The organism is Geobacter sp. SVR (genome assembly GCF_016865365.1).
Classification (GTDB): Bacteria; Desulfobacterota; Desulfuromonadia; order Geobacterales; family Pseudopelobacteraceae; genus Pelotalea.
This window is the reverse complement of sequence record NZ_AP024469.1, coordinates 2,637,711-2,655,073: the sequence shown is the minus strand read 5'-3', so window position 1 is coordinate 2,655,073 and position 17,363 is coordinate 2,637,711. Positions and strand designations below refer to the sequence as shown.

The following is a 17,363-nucleotide window of genomic DNA, read 5'->3' as shown; positions in this document are numbered from 1 at the left end:
CCGTGCCTCCGTGGCAGATTTGAAGAGAATTTATAGATAGGTACCCACATGAACGACACCATTACCCTGATTGATTCACATACCCATGTCTATTACCGCGATTATGCCGATGATTTCGAGCAGATGCTGCAGCGCGCCTCCGATGCCGGAGTGGCTGCCATGCTGGTGGTCGGAACGGATATCGAGTCGAGCCGCGAGTCGGTGGCCCTGGCAGACAAATATCCCCACCTGTACGCTGCGGTCGGTATTCACCCCCATGATGCCGCCGGGGTGACCGAAAAGTGCTACGACGAGATCCGGGAGCTGGCGCTCTCCAGCCCCAAAGTGGTGGCCATCGGCGAGATCGGTCTGGATTTTTTCCGGGACCGCTCCCCCCGCGACGAGCAGGAGACGGTCTTCCGCCGCCTGCTGCGCCTGGCACGCGAGCTGGACAAGCCGGTCATCGTTCACGACCGCGATGCTCATGAGCAGGTGCTGGCCTGTCTCAAGGAGGAGAGGGTGAACAGCGGGGTGCTGCACTGCTTTTCGGGTGATACCGCCATGGCGGCCGAGGCGATTGCAATGGGGTTTTACATTTCCATCCCCGGCACCGTCACCTATCCCGCCAACGACGCGCTGCGGGAGGTGGTGCGGGCCACCAGCATCGATCGCATGCTGGTGGAAACCGACTGCCCCTACCTGTCGCCGGTCCCGCATCGCGGCAAGCGCAACGAACCGGCCCACGTGCGTCTGGCAGCGGAACGGGTGGCCGAGGTGAAGGGGCTGACCCTGTCCGACGTGGCCCGCATCACCACCAAGAATGTGCGCGACCTGTTCGGCATCCGGCTGTGGGACCAGTCCACCAAGATCGCCTACATGATCAGGAATTCGCTCTACCTGAACATCACCAACCGCTGTTCCAACCGCTGCTCCTTCTGCGCAAAATTCGATGATTTCACCGTCAAGGGGCACAACCTGCTGCTGGACGGGGAACCTTCCTACGAGGAGGTGATGGCGGCCATAGGGGAGCCGCAGGGGATCGACGAGGTGGTTTTCTGCGGTTACGGCGAGTCGCTGATCCGGCTCGATCTGGTCAAGCAGGTGGCCGCTGCCATGAAGCAGCGCGGCTATCGCGTTCGAATCAATACCGACGGACAAGCCAATCTGGTGCATGGCCGCAATATCCTGCCGGAGCTGGCGGGGCTGGTGGATAGCATCTCCGTCAGCCTCAATGCGCCTGACGCGGAGACCTACGAACGTTTGTGCAACACCCCGTTCGGCCAGGCCGGGTTCGAAGGAATGTGCGATTTCATTCGCCAGGCGCAACAACACATTCCGACCGTGGTGGCCAGCGCCGTGACTGTGCCGGGAATCGACATCGAGGCCTGCCGCAGGCTGGCCGACTCGCTGGGAGCCGAGTTCCGCATCCGGGACTATGCCGAGGTGGGCTAGGTCCTGAAACGAAAAAAGCCACGTCGTTTGACGTGGCTTTCGATTTTTTGGGGTGGCTAGAGGGATTCGAACCCTCGAATGTACGAGTCACAGTCGTAAGTGTTGACCGCTTCACCATAGCCACCATTCGAGTCCCTTTCTATATACTGAAACATGGGACCAAGTCAAGCTAGATTTGAGGTGGGTGGATATATTTTCCCGGCTGGGGAGCTGCTTCGGTTTCTCCCGGCCTGAGACCGAAAAAATTTGCTTCTTTGCTGTCGTTGGTGCTAATTAAATCGTGTCAAAGATCCGCACAAGGAGCTTTCATGGATACTCCATTCTCCGCTACCTTTTCAGATACGGATGAAGCCCTGCGGAGGAGCATTGCGGGCAGGGAATTCCAGGGCTCCGGCTATCGCCTGTATGTCTGGATTTCAGGCAGCAGACTGGAGTGCCGCTGCAGTTACGTACCCCAGGGGCCTGACAGCGGTATTACCAGGGATGCCCTGCTGGGATATCTCACCGAAGCGGGCATTACCGAAGGGGTCATTCCTGAAGCGCTGGAGGAATTTCTGGCCGAGGCTGGCGCCGGGCGTACGCTTTCCATGGTGCTGATAGCCGCAGGGGTGACGCCGGAGAAGGGTGAAAACGGCTGGCTCTCCTACCTGGCTCAACCGTCGGTGGTCGATACCCATGAAAGTGACGATTCCGCCAACATCGATCTCCATAATGTTCAGACCTTCATTAATGTCATGCCCGGTGACGAGATTGCGCGCATCATCCCGCCCGAGCCCGGAACACCTGGCAAAGGGGTGACGGGGGAGATGCTTGCATCCCAGCCCGGAAAAGCGCTGGATCTCAAGGTGGGCAACGGCATTCGCACCAGCGAAGAGGGCAGCCTGCTCATCGCCGAAATTGCCGGCCGGGTATGTCTTGCTCTGGGTGAAATTTCAGTTGCCCAGGAGTACGTCGTTGCGGGTGACGTGGATTTCCGGGTCGGCTCGATCGTGTTCAACGGTTTCGTCGAGGTGCGAGGGGATGTGCTCGATGGCTTCAACATCACCGCCATCAAAGGACTGCGCGTCAACGGCAATATCGGTGCCTGCTCCATCGTCAGTGAAGGGGACATCGCCTTCTGCGGGATGGCCGGGCAGGAGAAGGGCTCCATCCGGTGCGGCGGGTCGATTACGGCCAATTTCATACACGATTGCACTGTCGAGTGCGCCGGGGACCTGGTCATCGATGTGGAACTCCATAATTGTCAGGTCAGCACCCTCGGAAAAATCATGGTGAACCGGGGGGCTGTTGCGGGGGGCTGCTATACCGCCCTGGGAGGGATTGAGACCAAGAAGGCAGGATCGCCGGCATCGGTCAAGACCACCTTCAATGCAGGCATCGACTACCGGGAAATGGCCGAGTTCGAACGGCTGCTTCACGAGCAGGAGGAAAACAGCGCTCGCATGAAACAGGCCTGTTCGTTCCTGGAGCTGGAAGAGCTGCGCAAGGGGGCAATGGCACTGTCGGAACGATTGATTGCCATCCGCAACCGCTCGGAACAGGCAGCCAATCCGAAGCTCAACGTCAAGGGGATCATGTACGACAACACCTTCGTACACCTTGGCATGACGCCGAAACAGAGACTCGATGAGCATTCCGGACCGCTCAGCATCATTGAGAACACCATCGATGGGGGGCTGCGCATTCTTGCCATGACCGCTCTCGACGTCAAGGCCTGCGACCTGGAGATGGCCTTTATCAGAAGCAGGCATTTCAACGAATCGGTCGTTTTGTATGACATGCGCTGAAGAGATGCTGTCTATGCAGATCCCGGAACGGCAGCAGGAGTCGTAAGGCCTTGGAAGAAGCGATCAAGATAATTCTGCAGTCGGGAAAGTCGGCCCTCGATCTGGCTCTCTACATACTGCTGCCGATGCTGGTAGTCATGATGGCCCTGATGAAGGTGGTCGAGGCGCGTGGACTTCTGGCTCTGATCGCGCGGATAGTGCGGCCGGTGTTGCGGCTGTTCGGCGTTCCCGGCGCGGGAGCCTTTGCGATCCTGCAGCTGCTGTTCGTAAGTTTTGCCGCTCCGCTTGCCACCCTGACGATCATGGAGAAGGACGGCACCCCCCGCCGGCAGATCGCCGCCACTCTGGCCATGGTCCTGACCATGTCCCAGGCCAATGTCGTGTTTCCCATGATAGCAGTGGGGCTGGACCTCGGTACGATCCTGCTGACATCCCTTGCCGGCGGGTTGGCCGCCGCCGCTCTGACCTACTACTGGTTCGCCCGGTCGGCGGGCGATGACGCTGTCGCTGCCGGTGTCCCTTTATCCTCCGGAGAAACGGGACGCAGGACGTCAATCCTGAACCTGATGATCGTAGGGGGGCAGGAGGCGGTGCAGGTGATTCTCGGTGCTGTTCCGATGCTGGTGTTGGCCATATTTCTGGTGAACATCCTCAAGTCCACCGGGGCCATTGCACTGATCGAGACTGTGCTGTCTCCCTTGTTCGCACTGATCGGTTTCCCGGCCGTGGCCGTGCTGCCGCTTGCCACCAAATACCTGGCAGGGGGCACTGCCATGATGGGGGTCACGCTGAATCTCCTGAAGGAAGGCGCCATAACCCCTCTTGAACTGAATCGCATGGCCGGCTTTCTCACCAATCCTTGCGACCTGGTCGGTGTTGCTGTGCTCGTCTCGGCCGGCGCCCGCTGTGCCTCGGTGGTGCGGCCGGCAATCGTCGGAGCGGCAGCGGGGATCGTGATACGCGGCCTGCTGCATCTGCTGATATACTGAGCTGAGTTGTGAATTGTCTTGGCGGTTTTTTCGGAAGCCGGGGAAGAGTGTGTTCCCGGGCATTGGCCTTGAGGGAAGTGGAAGCGGTGTGATGGTGTATGGATAATTTCCACAAAAAAAAGGGTTACGCTGGTCAGCGTAACCCTTGTGATTTTTGGTGGAGATGAGCGGGATCGAACCGCTGACCTCTTGAATGCCATTCAAGCGCTCTCCCAGCTGAGCTACACCCCCACGTTTAAAGGAAACCTATTACTACCAGATCGGTTCTGCAGTGTCAATCTTTTTTTGTATGATCCCTTGTCTGGTCTATCTTTTGGTGCCGGAGGCCGGGGTCGAACCGGCATGGGGTTGCCCCCGCTGGATTTTGAGTCCAGTGCGTCTACCAATTTCACCACTCCGGCGTAACGGATGAACTCCGGCACTATAGCGTATAATCTCCGAGGTGGTCAAGAGCAAAGCTGAAAATAAAAAAAACATCCGATGTGATACAAAGAGCCCACTGATGCAACCCCGGGCCTTTTTCTTTTTGTGCCCCTGAACAGGGGATGCGATGGTACAGGCTGTTCAGGCCGGGCCAGGGGGTGCTTCAGTGTGTGACGAACTACTCCCGGTCCGGCACCTCACACCTCACCCAAGCCTACATTCTCTTGTTTTTTTCGGCATAAGCATCCCGTCGCGCTGCCGTACCCGACATGGCGCTCCGAATGGGTATGTTGTCTTAATGATATGTTTGATGGAAACGATACGCCAGATATTGATACAAGGCACCAACTCGTGCTACAAACAGGCGGATTGCAGTTGAAAAGCACGAGGGCAGCAAACCGAAAAGGAGAACGGCATGGGTTTCAATCCTTTGATAACCGCAGCACTGGGGATCAGCGAAGATGAGCTCATCAGGCTTGTAACGGCTGATGTGAGCGAAGTGTTCACCACCATGGTGGATATCGATGATGTGCTGCATGTGCCGCACGTGGTCGATCCAGTCAAGCATTTCAACGATTGTGTCACTGCCATGGTTGGACTGGCCGGCGCCTATAACGGCATGGTCAGCCTGCATGCAACGCACAGCCTGGCCATGAGCTTCACCTCCCGGATGCTGGGAATGGAAGTGACGGAAATAGGACCGGATGTCAATGATGCATTGGGCGAGATTGCCAATATGCTGGCCGGCTCCTTCAAGCAGCACCTTACCCGGGCCGGCAACGACGTCAGACTGTCCACCCCGTCGGTCGTGAACGGCAAGGAATACGTGATATCCGTCGGCAACCCGCAGGATACGCTCACGCTCCTGTTCGACGTCCAGTCGGAATGGTTCATCCTCAGCATCGTTTTGGAAACGGAATAGCCTGAATGACGACATTGGTCGTAATAGCAAAAAGCGAGCTGAACAGGGAGATTGTTGTGCGGGCGGTGGAGGCAGCCGGAGGCGCGGCAATCGCGCTCTCTTCCCTGGCAGAGCTGCCCGGGCTCCTGAGGGAAACTCCCGTCTCGGGAATCCTGCTGGAAATGGTCACCTCCGCTCGAGCCACGGCAGCAGAAAAGCAGGAAACCAACGATCTGATCCAGCTTTATGCCCATGCGAAATTCAAGGTGGTCGAAAACGAGATCAAGATGCTGGGCAGGAACATGACCCTGGACGGATTTCTCCGGCAGTGCCTGTCCATTCAGCCCCGGGTTATCCGGAGAAGCCCCAGGGTGGTCATCCATGCCGGGGTGTATATCTCGAAACGCAGCGATTTCGAGCCTTTCGAAAAGGTTGTGACGCTGAATATTTCCAACGGGGGATGTTTCGTCTACAGCGCCTGCCAATGGCAGGTCGGGGAACGGGTATGGCTTCTGTTCAAGGGGCAGGAGCGGGTGATGTCCGGAGAGGTCTGCTGGCGTCATCCCTGGGGCAAAAACAACCGGATCCCCGGTATCGGCATCAAGTTCATCGAAGACGATATCGAGTACCCGTGCCCGCCGTTCCTGCTCGAGGATGGCGATTGACAGTCCCTTGTCCGGACTTCCGGGATGATCGGGCAGTTACCGGGAAAATTCGAGCCCGAGCTGGTTATGGTGTTGACGGGCAACTTTGCATCTGATTTCGCTGGGGGGGGCAACCGACAGGGTAACGGTGCAGTCGTCTCCCGGCACGATGCTTTCATCGCTGATCTGCTCACAGATCACCAGCATGCCGGATGTTGAGAAGTTCTCCAGGAAACAGTTGAAGTTTTTACCATGGTAATTGAGCACGTACTGCTCGTAATACCTGACCCTGGCTCCTTCCCGTCTGGAGTGACTCATGACGACCTCCTTCCACGCCTCCTGATATGGTGCCATCACAGATACTCCGCTGAAACTAGTATACCACCAGCCCTTTTCCGGGCAAGGCCGCCTCTTTCACGACTCCGTCCGGGTACCTGAAATCTGCTTTTCTGCGACCCGGCACGCCACGGTAGGCAAAATCTTCCGTGCCGGTCCTTTTCGTGAGCGTGGTCTACTTATCCGGATCGATAAACGGCAGGCGCTGAATGGGTGGATGTCCGGGCCTCTCGTGGGGAATTAGCTGTGGCCTGTCGAAGGTATACATGGGGAGGGGAATCTTATTCCGGTCAGGTGGGAATTACGCAGGGGAGCAACCGCCCCCCTGGACCGTGACGGATTGTTCGGGTGGATTGGGAACTAGTGCAGCCCGCAAAAGCATTTGGGGCCCCTCAGTGAAAAGGGGGCCAGATAGTCGGGCACCTTCTCGATGCCGGCTGACTTGGAAAGCTTGAATCTGGCGCATCGGGCGGATTTGCCCATGCAGAAGGTTTCCCTGAAAAAGTCGGCGGTTCTGGGCATTTCGTCCATTGTTTCATTGAAGAAGAAGCAGGTAGATGAATATTCGCAGGTAGCCATCCATAGCCTCCAACGTTCGTTTTTGATGCCGATTGTTCAAAGGTTACTGCGTTTCCTCCGCTTTTCAAGTGGCCTGGTTCCGATTCGCCGAAAGTTTTCCTGCTGATCGGCTGGACTGGGGCCATCCGGCACCGCGCGAAAAAGGACCCGGCCGACACGACCGGGTCCTTTTATTTTCAAGCGAAACAGTGGAGGGGACGGCGGCACCCTCGCTGCTGGAACTACAGGGCCGGCGAGCGTCTCTTCAGCACGAACCCTACCAGGAAAACGATGGTGAGGGTGATGATTCCACCAATGATTCCGGAGGCACTCGTACCGAGTTTGTTCCCTTCGCCGTTCCTGTCCGGTCCGTGTGATGCGGCAGCTCCTTGTGTCTCCGGCTTGGGCTTTCTGAAGGTGTAGTCAGGGAGAAAGGCGATCCGCTCCTGGATGGAGGCCAGCAGACCATGCAGCCCCTGCTCCGGCCCCTTGAGGTCCTCCGTGCCTGTCACCTTTGCGATGGCCCACTCAAGACCATCGGGATTCTTCGATGCGTACCAGGACAGCACGCCTCCGGTGAGCAGGGCAGCAACCAGAAGGGTCAGGGCGATTGAGCGGAAGGAATAGCTCCGTTCCCCGGATGAGTCTGCCAGGATCTCGGGCCGGGCCTTGTGCAGGAAGGAGACGATCGAGGCGGTTATGATCCCTTCGGCCACGCCGATGGGCAGGTGTATCGGCTGCATCAACAGCAAAAAGGTGCCAAAGGGCAATGAGGAGACCCCTGACAGCCATGTCTCCAGCACGACACAGAAGGGGCCCAATTGCAAGCCGATCAGGGCCGAGACGATTATGGCCGCTTTCAGGCGGCCGGGACCCGGGCTTGTGCCCGCAAACTTCCGGTAGAAGAGGGGATAGACTATGAAAGCGGGAACAATGCCCATGTTGAAGATGTTGCACCCCAGGGCCAGCAGGCCGCCATCCGCAAAGAACAGCGCCTGCACCACCAGTACGGAGGCAATGGTGAGCAGTGCGGCATGCGGACCGAGCAGAATCGACAGCAGCAGCCCCCCGCCGAGATGCCCGCTGGAGCCGGTGGCAGGAATGGTGAAATTCACCATCTGGGCAGCGAACAGGAAGGCGCCCAGCACCCCCATCAGCGGGACCTTCTTCTCGTCGAAGTCGTTGCGGACCTTGGCCGAGCTGTAAGCTATGGCGCCAGCCGTTGCCGCCCACATTGCTCCGCCGACGGTTGGTGACAGGAGAGCGTCTGCCATATGCATGTCGTTGTTTCCTCCCAGAAGAAAATGGTGCGCATAGAACCGGAATCATCGGGTGACATGCCCGGTGATGCACGGCATCTGACGCCAATTATATCATATAAATGTTACGAAACTGAAATTGGTAACACTGAACTCATACACCGGATCAAAAAGTATTACAAGCGAAACGCGAACCTTTGACTCTTTTTACCCGACCCTGCTATATAAAAAGACGATGGTACGGTATCGTTTCCGGATGGATTCACATTTACCGTGAGATTGAACGAGGAGGGAGTCGCAATGGGGAAAACGGTACGTTTCGGAGTGTCGCTGGATGAAAAACTGCTGGAGAGTTTTGAGCAGCTTATCCAGCAGAAGAGCTATATGAACCGTTCCGAGGCAATCCGCGACATGATCAGGGCCTCGCTGGTGGACGAGCACTGCCAGGCAGAGGACCAGGAGGCTGTCGGCACGATTACCCTGGTCTACAATCACCATGTGCGCGACCTCTCGGAAAAGCTGACCGAACACCAACATTCGCATCATGACCGGATCATCTCCTCCCTGCACGTTCACCTCGACCCCCATAACTGTCTGGAGGTGCTGGTGCTGCGGGGCGCCGTACGGGACGTCAAGCGCATCGCCAATGAGCTGATCGGTGTCAAAGGGGTCAAGCACGGGAAGCTGGTGATGACGACCAGCGGCGAAGAATTGTAGGCCGCTGAACTGCGAACCGGAAGGACTGCCGCTGATCCGGTGCCGCTCGTATCTCCATCTTCGAGCAAAGATGCCTCCTTGCTGGTCGGAACCCATCTGTCGCTGCTGAAGACGGGATGTCGTCCTGAAGACGATATCCCGTCCCAGCCAGAGTCCCTTTCTTTCTCCCTCCTTTCACAAAGCCTTCCAATCCATTGATTATCTGATTTTTTTCCTTCTCTGCAGCGTTGGCACGCATTTGGGAATGCACATCATGTGTCAAAAAATTTCATCGCGAATAAACCCGGCAATGAAAGGAGTGAAATCATGAAAACACTGACGGCTGGCTTTTGTGTGGCGGCAATCCTGGCGCTGCCGGTCCTTGCAATGGCATCGGACGGAACGCAGGAAAACCCGGGCAAGGTTATCTCCCGGGATACGGTATCGGTAACCGGCACAGTGAAGGCGGTGGATCCGGAGAAGCGCACCATCACTCTGGCTCTGCCCGACGGAAAGGAGCGCACCTTAACCCTGGAGAGGTCCGTTACCACACTTGACCGGGTAAAGCCGGGCGATCTGGTGAAAGCGACCTATCAGGAGGCGATTACGGTGAAGCTGAGGAAAACCAAGGCAACACCGAGCATAACGGTGCAGGAATCGACCGGGCGTGAGCCCAAAGCAGAGATGCCGGGCAGATCGATTCAGCGGCTGGTGACCGCCGTTACCACCATCGATAAGATCTCCGATGACGGCACCATGGTGACCCTTATGGGTCCGGAAGGCAATAGCGTGGATGTCAAGGTACGCGACCCTGAGAACCTGGAAAAGATCCGGAAAGGCGAAATCAAGAAGGGGGATCAGGTGGAGATCAGTTATTACCAGGCCCTGGCGGTAGCAGTGGAAAAGGCCGGGCAGACCAAATAACGGAACTGCCCGGAAGCTTGGGTAGACTGGCTTTTGCATCCCTGCCGTCTGATAACCCCTGCCCGGGACGCCGGGCGGGGGTTATTGTGAACAGGCTATTTCTCCGGCTTGGCTGCCCACCGATCCCCGGCACTCCTGTTGTTTTTGACAAGGAAACGCCTGTCATGGTATGGAATTATGCATGGCACTTCTGTTTACCGGCGACCTGCATGGTGAACGAGGCATCCATCGTTTTGCCCCGGAATCCTTTCCCGAAGGGGAGGTCCTGGATCGTGACGACTTCATCATCGTTGCGGGAGATTTCCAGATGATCTATGCCCACGGGGGCCTTACCAGGCAGGAGCAGGTGCAGCTCGACTGGCTGTCGCGCAGGCCGTGGACGACACTGTTCATTGACGGCAACCACGAACACATGCCCCGCTTGCGTTCGCTCCCCCTGGAGCAGCGCTTTGGCGGCACTGTCGGGAAAGCTGCCGATAACGTCTACTATCTGCAGAGGGGCGAGCGCTACACCATCGACGGCCGCAGCATTCTCTGCCTGGGGGGCGCCCGTTCCATCGACCGGCACAAGAGGGTCCCGGGTGAAAGCTGGTTCGAAGACGAAGTGCCGACCGGGACCGATGTCCAGGCAACCCGAAACGCCGCCGGCCAGGGGCCGGTGGACGTGTTTCTGACTCACACCTGCCCGCCGGACATAAAGTTCCTCCTGCCGATCCACAGCCGCAACGACCTCAGCGATCCCACAGAACATATGCTTGCCGATCTCCGCCCTCTGGTACAGCCGCGGCACTGGATTTTCGGGCATTTCCACGTCAACTGGAAAGGGCGCCAGAACGGGATCGAGTATACCTGCCTGTTTGATGAAATCGCGCTCCTCGACCTGAAGATGGGTATCATTCCCCTGGGCAAGCGGCCGATGACCAAACAGCCTCCGCAGGCCAGCTCAGCGGAGATACCCTCTGCCGCGCCGGCAGCTCCGGGCAGGCTTCCCAAGCCCTCCCGCCCAGCATCTCCCCCCTCGTCAGGACAGACAGTGTCCCCGCCGGATAGCGGTTTCGGTACCTGGGGGGGCGAATAACGACTCACCCCTGTCAATTGCACGCTGCGCCCAGGCACAAGGGGCCATCAGGAACGGCGTTCTCCGTCGATTCCAGTGCCTTTGCGGCAGCGATATGCCCCGTCTGCGACTCACGCCTGCCTGCAAAAAGTCTTACGGAACAGGGTGCCGGAACGTTCCCGGCAGATCTGTTGTTTCAAGTGTATCTAATTGAATAGGTGTGGACCCGGGCGCCTGATAATGGTAAATGTATCGGATATGCAACACCGTTTAGTTTTCCACGGGAGGGAATCAATGAGTATGGCAACAGAGTGTAAGTTTTTCGGGCATATCATCCCGGTCGAAAAGGCCCTGGCCATCAGGGACTCCCACACGCCCGCCCAACGAAGGACACTTGCCTTTGAATGCCCGAAATGCGGCAGGCCGGTCCGTCCGCACATTGCCGGTGACCGGTGCGGCGCGCACTTCGTGCACATCAACCGCAATCCCGATTGCCCGATCGCTGAGCCGGTCCGGGAGTACTGAAACAGAAACAGCATTCGCCATGGCGAGGAGGCGCTGTTCGAGTCATTCGGCAGCGCCATTGAAAAAGCAAAACCCCGGTTGCCTTTGTTGGCTACCGGGGTTTGACGTTTCGGGATTCCGCATCCCTGTCTGAGCCTCAGGTACCGCACCTCTCAGGAATAAACGGATTCGTTCCCCAGCCGTAACTGTCCGGAATGCAGTATGTCAGCTATTTAGCCTAAGCGACTTGTATGCACCAATGGGATAGGAACACAAAACTCCCGCTCTCCCTCCCAGCCTCTTTTACAATTTCATGGTGCCTCCGAGTGCCTGGTAAAGCGTCATGCAGTTTTTGAGCTGGCCCAGCCGGGCTAGCGCCAGCGCCCTTTCGGCATCCCGTCGGCTCTCCTGCGCATCCAGCCATGACTGAAGCGCTGTTGCTCCCGAGCGATAGCGGATTTCAGCAATTTCCTCCGCTTTTCGTGCCAATACAAGAGACTCCTCCGTCTGCCTGACTTCCTCAGCATAATTGATACGAGCGGACAGGGCATTCTCGACATCGCTCAGAGCGGAATAGAGAGTCTGTCTGAAGTTCACCACCGCTTCCTCGTAGTCGGTCTTGGCGATCTCTACGTTCAGCTTCATGGTGTTCCATTGGATGAACGGCAGCGTCAATCCGACGCCCAATGCTGCAAACGGATTCCTGATGACATCGGTAAGGCTCGTGCTGCTTGTTCCCAGGGAACCGGTAAGAGTAAAGCTGGGATAATAGCTGGCACGGGTATTATCAACACTGGCCAGGTATTTTTTTAGCCGGAGTTCCGCTGCCTGAAGATCGGGGCGTTGGGCCAGAAGGCTGGCCGGCAGACCTGCATCAACGTGCGGAAGCGATCCGGATGGCAGGCGCTGCAGTTCCGCCAGCATGTTTTCCGGTGCTTGGTCAAAGAGAATTGCAAGTGCGTTACGCGCTTCGGTCCGCTGTTGCCGGAGTTGCGTCTGTTGTGCTTTTTGACTGGCAATGGTCTGCTGCGCCTGCACCTTATCCAAGGCAGAAACAGAGCCGGCCTGATATTTCACCTCCACCAGCTCGAGGATCTTTTCGGCGTATGCGATACTCGCTTCAACGGTGGCAATCCGTTCGTTCAGATAGGCGATGGTCCAGTAGTTGGTGGCAACCGTGCCAATCAGAGACAAGGCGGTGCTCCGGCGGTCAGACTCGGTTGCTTCGGCTTCCCATGTGCTGACATCACGAGCGCTTGCCAATTTCCCCCACAGATCGATTTCGTAACTTGCCGTGCCGGTAATGCCGCTTGACTTTGTCTCGGTTCGGGTGTTCAGGTCGCGCAGATAGCTTCCATTCGCACTGGCTGAAACCGTTGGTGTCAGGTTGGTATTGGTGAGTTTGGCAGAAAGCTGGGCGCGTTTGACCTTGATTGTGGCAGCTGCAAGGTCGTTGTTGGTCTTGAGCGCCCGCTCGATCAATCCGCTCAGGGTCGGATTATTGAAATCCCGCCACCACTGCTCTTTGGTGGCAACGGATGAGCCGGTGACCGATGACGTCTGCCATTGCTGCGGCACTGATACGTCCGGTGTGACATACCGGCTGCGGGGGAGCAGCCCGCCGCACCCTCCCAGTGCCAGGGAAACTGCAAATATGAGGATGTACCTGGAGGTCGAATATAGTGTCATACCGTGACTACTCCCGTGCCAGCGCTTCGATCGGGTCCAGCCGCGCCGCATTGCGCGCCGGCAGGAAGCCGAAGATGACGCCGATCAGTGTTGAACAGAGAAATGCCGAGGCAATGGACATGAGGGAAAACTGCATGGCGAAGCTGGTAACGAAGAGGGAGAATACCTTGCCGACTCCCCAGGAGCAGACGATGCCGACCATCCCCCCCAAGAGACACACCAGGACCGACTCTATCAGGAATTGCTGCATGATGTCCTCCTGGCGTGCCCCAACCGCCCTCCGGATGCCGATCTCGTGGGTTCGCTCCGTGACCGATACCAGCATGATGTTCATGACGCCGATGCCGCCGACGATGAGAGATATGACGGCAATCGCCGAAATCATCAGCTTCAGTGTCGTGGTGGTCTTGTTGATGGTTTTCATGATGCTGTCGCTGCTGTTGGTGTAGAAGTCCTTGCGGCCGTGACGCTGCGTGACCAGCTTTGTGATGCTCTGCTCCGCAATCTGGTTGGAGATGCCGTCTTTGACCCGAACCGTGATGGAACTGAAATACTGCTGCCCGAGCAACCGGTTCATGGCTGCACTGTAGGGTATCCAGACCTGAAGGTTCGAGCTGTTCCCCATGGGGCCGTCCTTTTCCCTGGTGACGCCGACGACTCGGCAGGGGAGTTCACCGATGAAGAGGATCGTGCCGATGGGGTCTTCACTGGAGAAGAACTTCTTGCGGGTATTCTGGTCGATCACCACCACTTGGGCCTGCTGTTTCACGTCATCGGTGCTGAAGGCGACGCCGTCGGCGATCTCATATCCTTTGACGCGGAAGTACTGCTCACTCACGCCGTTCACCGAAGCAGTGGCGGTAGCGTTGCGGTAACGAAGCAACTGGCTTCCTCCGGTCGCGGGCGAGGCGCTGTCCACATACACCTGGGCCTTCAACGCGTCCAGATCGGACTGCACGAGGGTCTGGATACTTGCGGCATCTTCGTCTCCCCAGTCCTTTCCGGGATTGATGTCGATGACATTCGTTCCCATGGCGCTGATGTCCTTGATCACCTTTTGCTGCGCCCCCTGCCCAAGCGCCACCACCGAAACCACCGAGGTGATACCGATGATGATCCCCAGCATGGTCAACAAGGTCCTCATGCGGTGCGACACCATGGCGATAAGGGCCATCTTGAAAGCCTCGGCAAATCTTCCCCAATAAGCCTGAAGCATGTTGGTCGACTGCCCTGCCGAAACTTTCGCCGGTAGCGTGGCAGTCGTGATGGCCTGTCGTTCCGGGTTGAGCTGGTCCCGGACAATCATGCCGTCGCTGATCTCGATGATCCGTTCGGCATGGTGTGCCACCTGCTGATCGTGGGTGACCAGGATGATGGTGTGGCCACTGGCATGCAATTCATGCAGGACCGCCATCATTTCCCTGCCGCTCTTGCTATCCAGTGCGCCGGTCGGTTCATCGGCCAGAATGACGTCGCCACCGTTCATCAGCGCCCTGGCAATGCTGACCCGCTGCTGCTGCCCACCCGAAAGCTGATTTGGACGATGCTCGCACCGGTCGGCAAGTCCCAGCCGTTCTAAAAGTTGATGAGCCCGTTCCTGGCGTGCATGTTTTTTGATCCCTGCATATATGGCCGGTATCTCGGCATTTTGGGTGGCAGTCAGGTGCGGCAGCAGGTGATAGCGCTGGAAGATGAAACCGAAGTAGTCCCGCCTGAGGCTGGCCAGTTCTTCATCGGAAAGGCTGCCGGTCTCCCGTCCGTCGATCCGGTAGCTCCCCTCACTGGGGCGGTCCAGACAGCCAAGGATATTCATCAGCGTCGATTTACCCGAACCGGAAGCACCGACAATGGCTACCATCTCGCCGGCATTGATGGATAGATCAATCCCTTTGAGGACTTCGATTTCTTGGTCGCCCGTCGGGAAACGACGCACCAGGCCGTGTATTTCAAGTAACCGCTTTCCCATGATTACCGTCTCCCCGGAGGGGGCATCCTGTTCGAATCGGTTTTCGGCAGGCTGGAACTGTCGCCAATGATGACTTTTTCGCCCTCTTTCAGTCCATCCAGAACCTGAATCTGGACATTGTTCGACATGCCGGTGCGGATGGTCCGGGTCTCCGCCTGTTCCCCCACCAGCACCCTCACGGTCGTCTTCCCATCGTTCCGCTTTTCTCCGAGAGCTGAAACCGGTATGCAGAGCGTTTGCTTGGCCTGATTCAGTACCACCGCCACCTGCGTTGTCATCGACACCTTGAGCGTATTGTCAGGATTGGGCACCTCGAAAAGCCCGTAGTAGTAAATGGCCGAGCTGGAGCTGCCGGTGCTGCCGGTCCCGGCAGTCGTGGTCCCGTTCGATACCGGAGCGGGTTCGATGGCCCGCAGTTTTCCGTAATAGCGGGTATCGCCGTCACCTAGCAGGGTGAAGTAGGTCGGCAGGCCCGGCTTGACTCGGGTCACGTCCGCTTCGGAGATTTTGGCCTTCACTGTCATGGTGTCCAGGGTAGCCAGGGTCAGAATCGTCGTGGCCGTCTGGTTCGATACCACGGTCTGTCCCTCTTCGGTGTCGATGGAAATAACCGTTCCGTCGATGGGAGCATGAATACGGGTGTAGCCGAGGTTTGCCCTGGCGGTATCGACGGCAATGATCGCTTTCCTGATCTGAGCCTCCAGGGAGGAGATATCGTGCCGTGTGCTCTCCAGTTGAGCTTGCGCGACCTCCAGGTCAGCCTTGGAACCGGCATCCTTGGCATTCATCTGGCTCTGGCGCTGGTAGGCAAACTCGTACTGCTTCAGCAAGGCCTGTTTCGATCGTTTCTGGGCCTGCAGGTTATCCACCTGCGCCTCGGCATCCTTGAGGGTGTTCTGCGGGAGAACCGGGTCGATCTCCGCCAGCAGTTGTCCCTTTTTCACCTTGTCTCCCAACGCGACATGGAGGGTCTTCAGCTGTCCATTGACCTGGGCCCCGACCGCTACGGTCTTGAAAGCCTTCAGGATGCCGGTGGCGAGCACGCTTTCCTCCAGGTCCATGGGTGTTGTTGGTGCGGTGATGTAGGTGATCTTCTGCGGTGCAAAAAACTTCTTGGCAGCAGCAATCCCAGCCGTCACCAGGAGAGTGACAATGATGCCGACTATGACGGTCTTCTTTTGGGGCGCTTTCATGGTGTGTTTCCTGTACTGCGAATTGCATTGATGCCGGCCAGGGCAAACATGACCACATGATCGGCAAAGGCCGTGATGTCTTCGATTATCGGCCGCAGGGCCGTGTCCTTGCTTCGCGTGGCAATCCGCTGCATCACGATGGGATGAATGCACATGCTGATGATGCTCATTTCGCAATAGTGAACCTGCTCTTCGGAAGCTTTCGGTCCCAGCAGTTCCCGGACAAGAGCGAGGGTCTGCTGTCGCATGGGGACCAGCTCGGTCGTCATGACTTCCCGCAACAGGCCGGTAGGGGTCATCATCTCCATCTGGGCAATGAAGAAGTCTTTGTTGGTCTCGTCGGCAATGCGCCGGATCAGGGCCGTTAGCCGGCCCCGCAACCGCTCTTCGGCCGGAGCGGTTTCACTGACCCCCCCATCCATCGGGTAGGCCTTGAGGGATTCGGCGAACGAATGGCGCCATGCCTCCTGATAGAGGGCTTCCTTGCTGCCGAAGTGATAATTCACGGCGGATATATTAGCCGCCGCCCGTGTGCAGATTTCGGCTACCGTAGCGTCGCGGAATCCTTTTTCCATAAAAACGTCGCCTGCCACCGTCAGCAGCCTTTCCTTCTTAGCCTCTGATTTTTTGCTGGCCATATGGTCTCCCGGAAAGTCAAACATATATTTCAAATTATTATTTGATTTTTGGGATTGAAAAGTCAAGACGATAATTTTGAGGTACTCCATGTATGGTGTGTTTGTGATGTTGATTGACTTAAGAATCGTAAATTGCAGGGAATATTCAGAAAATCGAATGGTGGTCTCGTCTGAAGAATAGGGGAGGGTACAACCCTATCTATCCTGACACGGGCAGGCGCATTATTGGGATGAGCTCCTGGCTCCCACGCAGCTGATCCGAAAAATACCCCGATTATTCGGCGGTACCGCCGGAAATGCAAAACCCCGGTCGCCGTGTAGGCACCGGGGTTTTGTGCTTGCCGTTTTCTTTAGCTGCCGATGAACGC

The 17,363-nt window shown here is 57.4% G+C and carries 16 protein-coding genes and 3 tRNA genes; 9 read left to right on the top strand and 10 right to left on the bottom strand.

Features of this window, described 5'->3' with window-relative positions:
- The first annotated feature begins 48 nt into the window (after positions 1–48).
- Positions 49–1,431 carry a TatD family hydrolase gene (locus GSVR_RS12390; RefSeq protein ID WP_173199945.1) on the top strand — a complete coding sequence of 461 codons (1,383 nt, stop codon included), beginning with the start codon at positions 49–51 and terminating at the stop codon, positions 1,429–1,431.
- Between the two features lie 48 nt (positions 1,432–1,479).
- Here GSVR_RS12390 and GSVR_RS12385 read toward each other — a convergent pair.
- Positions 1,480–1,555, bottom strand: a tRNA-His gene (locus GSVR_RS12385).
- Positions 1,556–1,739: 184 nt separating this feature from the next.
- On the opposite strand from GSVR_RS12385, the gene GSVR_RS12380 reads away from it, so the two are divergent.
- Positions 1,740–3,218 (top strand): DUF342 domain-containing protein, encoded by a 1,479-nt coding sequence (locus GSVR_RS12380; RefSeq protein WP_173199946.1) that lies wholly within the window; start codon positions 1,740–1,742, stop codon positions 3,216–3,218.
- Positions 3,219–3,268: 50 nt separating this feature from the next.
- Complete coding sequence (locus GSVR_RS12375) at positions 3,269–4,207, top strand: nucleoside recognition domain-containing protein (protein ID WP_173199948.1); 939 nt, start codon at positions 3,269–3,271, stop codon at positions 4,205–4,207.
- A gap of 155 nt (positions 4,208–4,362) precedes the next feature.
- Here the strand turns inward: GSVR_RS12375 and GSVR_RS12370 are convergent.
- Together GSVR_RS12370 and GSVR_RS12365 are read right to left on the bottom strand one after the other, a co-directional pair.
- Positions 4,363–4,438 (bottom strand) — tRNA-Ala (locus tag GSVR_RS12370).
- A gap of 83 nt (positions 4,439–4,521) precedes the next feature.
- Positions 4,522–4,608, bottom strand: a tRNA-Leu gene (locus GSVR_RS12365).
- A 437-nt stretch (positions 4,609–5,045) separates the two neighbouring features.
- Between GSVR_RS12365 and GSVR_RS12360 the strand changes: the two genes are divergently transcribed.
- Entirely contained in the window at positions 5,046–5,552 is a 507-nt protein-coding gene (locus GSVR_RS12360) for a chemotaxis protein CheX (RefSeq protein ID WP_173199950.1), read from the top strand.
- Between the two features lie 5 nt (positions 5,553–5,557).
- The gene (locus tag GSVR_RS12355; protein WP_173199952.1) at positions 5,558–6,196 is read left to right on the top strand and encodes a PilZ domain-containing protein; all 639 of its coding nucleotides are present in this window, start codon (positions 5,558–5,560) and stop codon (positions 6,194–6,196) included.
- A gap of 36 nt (positions 6,197–6,232) precedes the next feature.
- Here GSVR_RS12355 and GSVR_RS12350 read toward each other — a convergent pair whose 3' ends face one another.
- The 3 genes from GSVR_RS12350 to GSVR_RS12340 form a co-directional block, all read right to left on the bottom strand.
- Positions 6,233–6,493 carry a PilZ domain-containing protein gene (locus tag GSVR_RS12350; protein ID WP_173199954.1) on the bottom strand — a complete coding sequence of 87 codons (261 nt, stop codon included), beginning with the start codon at positions 6,491–6,493 and terminating at the stop codon, positions 6,233–6,235.
- Between the two features lie 378 nt (positions 6,494–6,871).
- Positions 6,872–7,090, bottom strand: coding sequence for a hypothetical protein (locus tag GSVR_RS12345; RefSeq protein WP_173199956.1), 219 nt, complete (start codon positions 7,088–7,090; stop codon positions 6,872–6,874).
- A 221-nt stretch (positions 7,091–7,311) separates the two neighbouring features.
- Positions 7,312–8,349, bottom strand: coding sequence for an energy-coupling factor ABC transporter permease (locus GSVR_RS12340; RefSeq protein ID WP_173199958.1), 1,038 nt, complete (start codon positions 8,347–8,349; stop codon positions 7,312–7,314).
- 279 nt (positions 8,350–8,628) lie between these two features.
- On the opposite strand from GSVR_RS12340, the gene nikR reads away from it, so the two are divergent.
- The 4 genes from nikR (at position 8,629) to GSVR_RS12320 (ending at position 11,530) form a co-directional block, all read left to right on the top strand.
- Positions 8,629–9,045, top strand: a complete 417-nt coding sequence (gene nikR, locus GSVR_RS12335) for a nickel-responsive transcriptional regulator NikR (RefSeq protein ID WP_173199959.1) — start codon at positions 8,629–8,631, stop codon at positions 9,043–9,045.
- Between the two features lie 306 nt (positions 9,046–9,351).
- Positions 9,352–9,948: a hypothetical protein gene (locus GSVR_RS12330; RefSeq protein WP_173199961.1), complete on the top strand. Its 597-nt coding sequence runs from the start codon at positions 9,352–9,354 to the stop codon at positions 9,946–9,948.
- Between the two features lie 181 nt (positions 9,949–10,129).
- On the top strand, positions 10,130–11,026 hold the full coding sequence (locus GSVR_RS12325; protein WP_173199963.1) for a metallophosphoesterase: 897 nt from the start codon (positions 10,130–10,132) through the stop codon (positions 11,024–11,026).
- 273 nt (positions 11,027–11,299) lie between these two features.
- Positions 11,300–11,530, top strand: a complete 231-nt coding sequence (locus GSVR_RS12320) for a hypothetical protein (protein WP_173199966.1) — start codon at positions 11,300–11,302, stop codon at positions 11,528–11,530.
- Between the two features lie 282 nt (positions 11,531–11,812).
- Here the strand turns inward: GSVR_RS12320 and GSVR_RS12315 are convergent, their stop codons facing one another.
- From GSVR_RS12315 to GSVR_RS12300, 4 genes are read right to left on the bottom strand one after another with little or no spacing between them, the layout of a single operon-like run.
- A complete protein-coding gene (locus GSVR_RS12315; RefSeq protein WP_173199968.1) occupies positions 11,813–13,198 on the bottom strand; it encodes an efflux transporter outer membrane subunit in 1,386 nt (461 codons plus the stop codon).
- Positions 13,199–13,205: 7 nt separating this feature from the next.
- On the bottom strand, positions 13,206–15,164 hold the full coding sequence (locus GSVR_RS12310; protein ID WP_173199970.1) for a MacB family efflux pump subunit: 1,959 nt from the start codon (positions 15,162–15,164) through the stop codon (positions 13,206–13,208).
- Positions 15,165–15,166: 2 nt separating this feature from the next.
- Positions 15,167–16,357 carry a macrolide transporter subunit MacA gene (gene macA / locus GSVR_RS12305; protein WP_173199972.1) on the bottom strand — a complete coding sequence of 397 codons (1,191 nt, stop codon included), beginning with the start codon at positions 16,355–16,357 and terminating at the stop codon, positions 15,167–15,169.
- Complete coding sequence (locus GSVR_RS12300; RefSeq protein ID WP_173199974.1) at positions 16,354–16,995, bottom strand: CerR family C-terminal domain-containing protein; 642 nt, start codon at positions 16,993–16,995, stop codon at positions 16,354–16,356. Before GSVR_RS12300 ends, macA begins: the two co-directional genes overlap by 4 nt.
- Positions 16,996–17,363: the final 368 nt, after the last annotated feature.

What these genes read in the sequence shown, in the direction of transcription:
- GSVR_RS12345 (WP_173199956.1), bottom strand. Translation starts at nt 7,090, where the DNA reads ATGGCTACCTGCGAATATTCATCTACCTGCTTCTTCTTCAATGAAACA.
- GSVR_RS12310 (WP_173199970.1), bottom strand. Translation starts at nt 15,164, where the DNA reads ATGGGAAAGCGGTTACTTGAAATACACGGCCTGGTGCGTCGTTTCCCG.
- GSVR_RS12390 (WP_173199945.1), top strand. Translation starts at nt 49, where the DNA reads ATGAACGACACCATTACCCTGATTGATTCACATACCCATGTCTATTAC.
- GSVR_RS12330 (WP_173199961.1), top strand. Translation starts at nt 9,352, where the DNA reads ATGAAAACACTGACGGCTGGCTTTTGTGTGGCGGCAATCCTGGCGCTG.
- GSVR_RS12360 (WP_173199950.1), top strand. Translation starts at nt 5,046, where the DNA reads ATGGGTTTCAATCCTTTGATAACCGCAGCACTGGGGATCAGCGAAGAT.
- GSVR_RS12340 (WP_173199958.1), bottom strand. Translation starts at nt 8,349, where the DNA reads ATGCATATGGCAGACGCTCTCCTGTCACCAACCGTCGGCGGAGCAATG.
- GSVR_RS12355 (WP_173199952.1), top strand. Translation starts at nt 5,558, where the DNA reads ATGACGACATTGGTCGTAATAGCAAAAAGCGAGCTGAACAGGGAGATT.
- GSVR_RS12350 (WP_173199954.1), bottom strand. Translation starts at nt 6,493, where the DNA reads ATGAGTCACTCCAGACGGGAAGGAGCCAGGGTCAGGTATTACGAGCAG.
- nikR (WP_173199959.1), top strand. Translation starts at nt 8,629, where the DNA reads ATGGGGAAAACGGTACGTTTCGGAGTGTCGCTGGATGAAAAACTGCTG.
- macA (WP_173199972.1), bottom strand. Translation starts at nt 16,357, where the DNA reads ATGAAAGCGCCCCAAAAGAAGACCGTCATAGTCGGCATCATTGTCACT.
- GSVR_RS12320 (WP_173199966.1), top strand. Translation starts at nt 11,300, where the DNA reads ATGAGTATGGCAACAGAGTGTAAGTTTTTCGGGCATATCATCCCGGTC.
- GSVR_RS12315 (WP_173199968.1), bottom strand. Translation starts at nt 13,198, where the DNA reads ATGACACTATATTCGACCTCCAGGTACATCCTCATATTTGCAGTTTCC.
- GSVR_RS12300 (WP_173199974.1), bottom strand. Translation starts at nt 16,995, where the DNA reads ATGGCCAGCAAAAAATCAGAGGCTAAGAAGGAAAGGCTGCTGACGGTG.
- GSVR_RS12325 (WP_173199963.1), top strand. Translation starts at nt 10,130, where the DNA reads ATGGCACTTCTGTTTACCGGCGACCTGCATGGTGAACGAGGCATCCAT.
- GSVR_RS12380 (WP_173199946.1), top strand. Translation starts at nt 1,740, where the DNA reads ATGGATACTCCATTCTCCGCTACCTTTTCAGATACGGATGAAGCCCTG.